Raw genomic sequence first — 6194 nt, 5'->3', positions numbered from 1 at the left:
CATCTACCGGGTGGTGGAGGAGACCGGTGCCTCGGCGACAACCCGGTGTGTGACGGTGCGGTTCCCGGTCAGCCGGTCCGGGTCGCCGACACCACGATGTTGTTGGGGTAGCTGCCCTTCTTCCGGTCGAAGACACCGCCGCAGGTGACCACCTGGAGTCGGGCGTCGTCGCTGCTCCCGTAGACGAGCTCGGCCGGGAACGCGGTCTTCGGGTACGACCTGACGGTGTCGACGGCGAACCGTACGACACTGCCGTCGGCGCGGGTCACCTGGATCCGGTCGCCGGGTTTGAGCGCGCCGAGCCGGAAGAAGACGGCCGGGCCCATCGCGGCCGAGTCGACGTGCCCGACCACCACGGCGTTGCCGATCTCCCCGGGGCTGACCCCGACCTTGTACCAGCCGGCGAGGTGCGCCTGCTTCAGCGACGGCACCTGGACCGTGCCGTCGGCGTTCAGCCCGACCGAGATGATCGTGGCGTTGACCTTGATCTTCGGGATGGTGATCTTCACGGGTTCGGACCGGGGCAGCGGTGCGGGTCCGGTCGGGGACGGCCGACCCGGGCCGGTGGGTGGGGTGGCCTGGCCCGGGGTCGGCCCGCTCTCGGTCCAGCCGGACGCCCAGTCGGGCTCGGGTTCCGGCCCGGGCTCCACGTCCACGCCGGACTCCTCGCCGAGCTCCGGGGTCGGATCGAGTGCGGCGCCGGTCACCACGTCGGCCGGCTGAGGCGGTTGGGCCGGTGCCGGATTGAGGCCCGCGGTGAGCGTCGCGGTGCCGCCGAGGGCGAGGAGGGCGACCAGAAGTACGCCGGCGGCACGCCACGGTCGCCCGTGCCGGCCGCCGGCGCTCCCGGTGTCCACCTCAGGCGAGCGAGCCATCGGTGCGACGTCGGCGCATCAGCAGGAAGCCGCCGACCGCGGCTGCCCCGAGCATTCCGGCCCCCGCCACGGCCCGGCTGCCGTCGGTGGTGGCGCCACCGTCACCGCCGGGAACGGCGCCCGCCGGCAGTACGACGATGGTTCCGATGCCGCAGGAGCCCTTGGCGGCGTAGTGGCCGGGCTTGGTCTTCCACGGCACCTTCGCCCAGGCCCAGTACCGGTAGGTGTGCCGGTGGCCGTCGGCCTGGCCGCCCTCTCCGCCGCTGCGGGCCTGCGGCTGGAGGTCGTCCGGCAGTCCGGGCTGCCCGTCGCCCGGCAGGCCCGGTTGCTCCCCGCCGCCGCTGGGCGGCTGCGGTTCGCCCCCTCCGGGCTGGCCCGGCTGACCCGGCTGGCCCGGCTGACCGGGGGGCGTCGGCTGGACAACCTCGTCGTCGTCACCGTTCGCCGGTGGCTCCTGCCCGTTGGGCGTCACCGGCTTGAGTCGGAGCTTGCCCGTGATCTTGGAGGAGGCCCAGGCGCGCTCTTCCGGGGAGAAGCAGGTCAAGGTGATCTTGAACTTGGCTCCCGGCTTCACGCCCTTCGGCTCGGTCTTGAGGTAGCCCCGGTACCCCGGGTCGTGGCGGGGTCCGTCGTCCGCCACGGCGGTTCCGGGTGCGCAGATCAATAACGACGCGGCGCCGAGACCCGCGCCCGCCATCACCTTTCCCAGCAACTTCCTACTCATGACGCGTAGTCACTCCTTCCCCGTTGGGTTGGCCCGACGAGAGCCGGGCTAGGACTGACGCTAGTTAGTTTGTGAGTCGATGTCGCGATTATGGCTGTTTCGGATATCCGATCGCCTTCGGGTGGTAGAGAGGCTTTTGCGTTTACTGCGCGGTTGCTGCCTCACTCCCCGGTCTGGGGGTTAGCTGCGCTCCTGACCGGTCTTCCGACCAGGGTGGGTACGACGCACTCGGGGGCGGCGCTTCAAGCGCCGCCCCCGAGCGTCGTGACCGTTCGCCGGCCGTGCCTAGTCGGCCAGCGTGGCGAACGCGATGATGTTGTCCGGATACGAACCGACCCGCTCGTCGAAGTCGCCCCCACAGGTCACCAGGCGAAGCCCTGGCCGCGACGCGGGGCCGTAGACGAGCTCGGTGGGAAAGTTCGTCTTCGGGTAGGACTTGACGCTGTCGACAACAAACGCGGCGGTGGAGCCGTCCTTCCGGACCACCTCGATCCGGTCACCCGGCAGCAGGGCGCCGAGTCGGAAGAAGACCGCCGGCCCGAGCTCCCTGGAGTCGACGTGACCGACGATCACGGAGTTGCCCGACTCGCCGGGAGCCGGACCGGGCTGGTACCAGCCGGCAAGGTGCGCCTTGCTCAGCGGAGGTACCTGGACCATGCCCTCGGGGGTGACCCCGACCGGCATGATCGCCGCGGCGACCCCGATTTTCGAGATGTTCACCAGTACCGGCTCGGACCGGGGCAGAGCCCTGGTACCCGGCGTGGGGTCGGGGGTCGGCGACACCGGATCGGGCAGCTCGGATCCGTCCGCCGGTCCGGTCGTCGACGGGTCGACGTTGCCCGGCGCCGCGGCAGGCTGCGGTTGCGGTGGGGTGACGGGATCCGGCGCGTTCCACGCGGCACCGATCAGGCCCGCCCCGACCAGGGCGAGCAGGGCGACGAAGCCGATGCCGGCGGCTCGCCACGGTTTCCCGGGACGGCCGCCGGCTCCGCTCGTCACCGCGTCAGGCGGGCGATTCATCGGTACGGCGCTGACGCATCAGCACCAGGCCACCGAGCGCGGCCATCCCGAGCATCCCCACCCCGCCGACCGCGAGGTTGTCGCCGCTGCTGGCGGTGTTACCGCCGTCGCCGCCGTCCACCCAACCCTTCGGCACGACGATCAGCTCGCCCTCACCGCACGAACCCTTGAGGTCGTACGTGCCAGGCTTGGCGTCCCACGGGATCTTGACGCTGGCCCAGTACTCGTACTTGGCCGCGTCCTTCTGCTCCCAGCCCCCGTTCTCCTTCTCGGCCTTGTAGTCGTCGGCCTTCTTGCTGTCCTGCCAGGCCTTGTACTCGTCGGCCTTTTTGCTGTCCTGCCAGGCCTTGTACTCGTCGGCCTTCTTGCTGTCCTGCCAGGCCTTGTACTCGTCGGCTTCCTTGCCGTCTTCCCAGGCCTTGTGGTCCTCGGCCTTGTGGTCGTCGGCCTTCTTGCTGTCCTCCCAGCCGTTCGTGGCGGCGTCGTCCGCGAGCAGGCCGCCACCGATCCCGCCGGAACTGGCCTCCGGAGGCTGGTAGCCGTCGGCCGGCTGCTCCGCGCGCGAATCCTGGGAGGGTGCCGGCACCGCGCCTGCGGACGCGTCGGGCTTGGCTGCCTTCTCCTCGGTGGACGCCGACTTCTCCGGCGCCTTCTTCTCCTTGTACCGGCGGTACTCCTGGTACTCCTGGTGCTCCTTGTACTTCAGGAACTCCTGGTACTCGCGCTCCTGCCGGTAGTCCCCGCCCTCGTACTCCTTGGGTTCGGTGCTGTCCTTCCAGCTTTCGGCGCCCTTGTCGGACTTCTTGTCGTCCCAGCCGTTGCTGTGCTCGGACTTCTTCTTGTCGTCGTCCTGGTACGAGTGCTTCTTCGGGGTCAGGTCGACCTTCCCGGTGACCTTCGACCAGAGCCAGGCGTGTTTCTGCTCCTCGGAGCAGACCTCGATGAGCTTGACCTCGTGTCCGGGCTTCACCACGTGCGGTTTTGCGAAGACGCGGCCCAGGGCGTCCCTGTGGTGGCCGTCGGAGTAGGGAGCGCCGTCGGCGAGGGCGGCCGAAGGGGCGAAGACGAGTAGGGACGCGCCGCCGAGGGCGGCTCCAGCGATCACCTTGCCGAGGAACTTCTTGGACATGACTGTCGTCATCCTTCCCTCTTGCTTCAGCTCGAGGAGACGAGCCATGACCGAGATTAACGAGCTTGTGAGCTTTCATCAGATTTTCCGGGCATTTACCCGAAAAAGCTTCTCATGGTGGTACGAGCGATATGCGCATGCTCGATCCGGTCACGCCGTCGCGGCCTTGCCGGGCGGGTCCCACCCCAGCTGGCCGGAACCCTGCCGGATCGCCCGGACCGTCGCCGTCCGGGTCGGGATCGCCCATTCGATGACGCCCGGCCCGGCTGCCCGCGCAACACGTCGGGTGCCCGTTTCCGTCCCGCCTGACCCGGGGGTGGGAGGGGCCGGCGACCGCCGCCGAACTTGGGATATCGTCATCCGTAATAGTGATGGGTGTTGTGGTGGAAGCGCTCCCATGCAAGAATTCATCCACTGTGCTGGGGGAGCCACACCGCGCAGCAGACGCCGAGGGCATCCGGTCTCCGGACGGCGTCACCAAGGCCGCCTGACCGCGGTCTGCACCACCACCACTTGCGCCCGTCCGGGTCGGGCACACCACAGTCCCCCCACGGCGCCAGCGGACAACCCACCGAACGACGTCCGCACGGCTGCCGCGCCGGCTCCGCCCCATCGGACCGGCTGGCCCTAGGAGATCAGTGGCATGAATTTACGGAGTAGTTTGTCCATCCGCCAGAAAGCTGTGGCGGTGGCCGGTGCGAGTGCCCTGGTGGCCGCCGGTCTCGTCACCCTTCCGGCGTCGTCCGCGCTCGCCGCGCCCGGCTGCAGCGTGACCTACAGCGCCAACCAGTGGCAGGGTGGCTTCACTGCCAGCATCACCATCCGGAACGTCGGTGACCCGATCAACGGTTGGACGCTGCGCTTCACCTTCCCGGACAGTGGCCAGCGGGTCAGCCAGGGCTGGTCGGCCACCTGGAGCCAGTCCGGCAGCCAGGTGACCGCGCAGAGCATGTCGTGGAACGGCAACCTGGCCACCGGTGCCTCCACAAGCATCGGCTTCAACGGCTCGTGGAGCGGCAGCAACCCGGCGCCGACCTCGTTCAGCGTCAACAACGTCGCCTGCAACGGGACCGCGCCGACCACCCCGCCGACCGGCGGCCCGACCGGCGGACCGACCACCCCGCCGACCACCCCGCCGACCACCCCTCCGGGGACCGGTGGGCCGAACCCTGGCCGGGTGGACAACCCGTACGCCGGGGCGACGGGTTACGTGAACCCGGAGTGGAAGGCCAAGGCGGAGAGCGTCTCCGGCGGTAACCGGGTGTCGAGCACCCCGACCGGTGTCTGGATCGACCGGATCGCCGCCATCGAGGGCACCCCGGACAGCAGCTCGAACGGTCCGATGGGCGTCAGGGACCACCTGGACGAGGCACTGGCGCAGGGCGTCGGCTACATCCAGTTCGTCATCTACAACCTGCCGGGCCGGGACTGCGCGGCGCTCGCCTCCAACGGTGAACTCGAGGCGGACGAGATCGACCAGTACAAGACGGCGTACATCGACCCGATCGCGGCGATCCAGGCCGACCCGGCGTACCGGAGCCTGCGGATCATCAACATCATCGAGATCGACTCGCTGCCGAACCTGGTCACCAACGTGTCGCCGCGGGAGACCGCGACCGCCAACTGCGACACGATGAAGGCCAACGGCAACTACGTCAAGGGCGTCGGCTACGCGCTGGCCAAGCTCGGTGCGCTCCCGAACACCTACAACTACATCGACGCCGGCCACCACGGCTGGATCGGTTGGGACGACAACTTCCGGGCGTCGGCCCAGATCTTCGCCGAGGCCGCCCGCGCCGAGGGCAGCACCACCGCCAACGTGCACGGCTTCATCGCCAACACCGCCAACTACTCGGCCACGGTCGAGCCGTACCTGAACGTGACCGAGCAGAACCGGCAGTCCACCTGGATCGACTGGAACCGGTACGTCGACGAGCAGCGCTTCGCCCAGGCCCTGCGTACCGAGCTCATCTCGCAGGGCTTCAGCAGCAACATCGGCATGCTGATCGACACCTCCCGCAACGGTTGGGGCGGCTCGGCCCGGCCGACCGGCCCGGTGACCTCCGGTGACATCAACCAGCAGGTCGACGGCTCCCGCATCGACCGCCGGATCCACCTCGGCAACTGGTGCAACCAGAGCGGGGCCGGCCTCGGCGAGCGGCCGCGGGCCAACCCGGCCACCGGCATCGACGCGTACGTCTGGATCAAGCCCCCGGGCGAGTCGGACGGCTCCAGCACCCTCATCGACAACGACGAGGGCAAGGGCTTCGACCGGATGTGCGACCCGACCTACGGTGGCAACCCGCGTAACAACAACAACATGAGCGGTGCGCTCTCCGGCGCCCCGATCTCGGGTGCCTGGTTCTCGGCCCAGTTCCAGCAGCTCATGCAGAACGCCTACCCGGCGCTCTGACCAGCGGCGACAACTGAACCGACAGCAGTCGGT

General features: G+C 69.3%; 5 protein-coding genes. 1 reads left to right on the top strand and 4 read right to left on the bottom strand.

Annotation, left to right across the window (positions count from 1 at the left end; all coding sequences use genetic code 11):
* Positions 1 to 68 precede the first annotated feature (68 nt).
* From ABGB21_RS35530 to ABGB21_RS35515, 4 genes are all read right to left on the bottom strand, one after another.
* On the bottom strand, positions 69 to 875 hold the full coding sequence (locus ABGB21_RS35530; RefSeq protein WP_347655542.1) for a class F sortase: 807 nt from the start codon (positions 873 to 875) through the stop codon (positions 69 to 71).
* Positions 859 to 1599, bottom strand: coding sequence for a hypothetical protein (locus ABGB21_RS35525; protein ID WP_347655541.1), 741 nt, complete (start codon positions 1597 to 1599; stop codon positions 859 to 861). Before ABGB21_RS35525 ends, ABGB21_RS35530 begins: the two co-directional genes overlap by 17 nt.
* Before the next feature lie 285 nt (positions 1600 to 1884).
* Entirely contained in the window at positions 1885 to 2598 is a 714-nt protein-coding gene (locus ABGB21_RS35520) for a class F sortase (protein WP_347655540.1), read from the bottom strand.
* A 4-nt stretch (positions 2599 to 2602) separates the two neighbouring features.
* Positions 2603 to 3748, bottom strand: a complete 1146-nt coding sequence (locus ABGB21_RS35515; protein WP_347681555.1) for a hypothetical protein — start codon at positions 3746 to 3748, stop codon at positions 2603 to 2605.
* 688 nt (positions 3749 to 4436) lie between these two features.
* Here ABGB21_RS35515 and ABGB21_RS35510 point away from each other — a divergent pair.
* Complete coding sequence (locus ABGB21_RS35510; RefSeq protein WP_347681553.1) at positions 4437 to 6161, top strand: glycoside hydrolase family 6 protein; 1725 nt, start codon at positions 4437 to 4439, stop codon at positions 6159 to 6161.
* Positions 6162 to 6194 lie beyond the last annotated feature (33 nt).

The sequence above is a fragment of the Plantactinospora sp. B24E8 genome, from assembly GCF_039871735.1.
In the GTDB taxonomy this organism is placed as follows: Bacteria; Actinomycetota; Actinomycetes; order Mycobacteriales; family Micromonosporaceae; genus Plantactinospora.
Note: the sequence above shows the minus strand (reverse complement) of the source record. Positions and strands in the feature narration are given on the sequence as shown.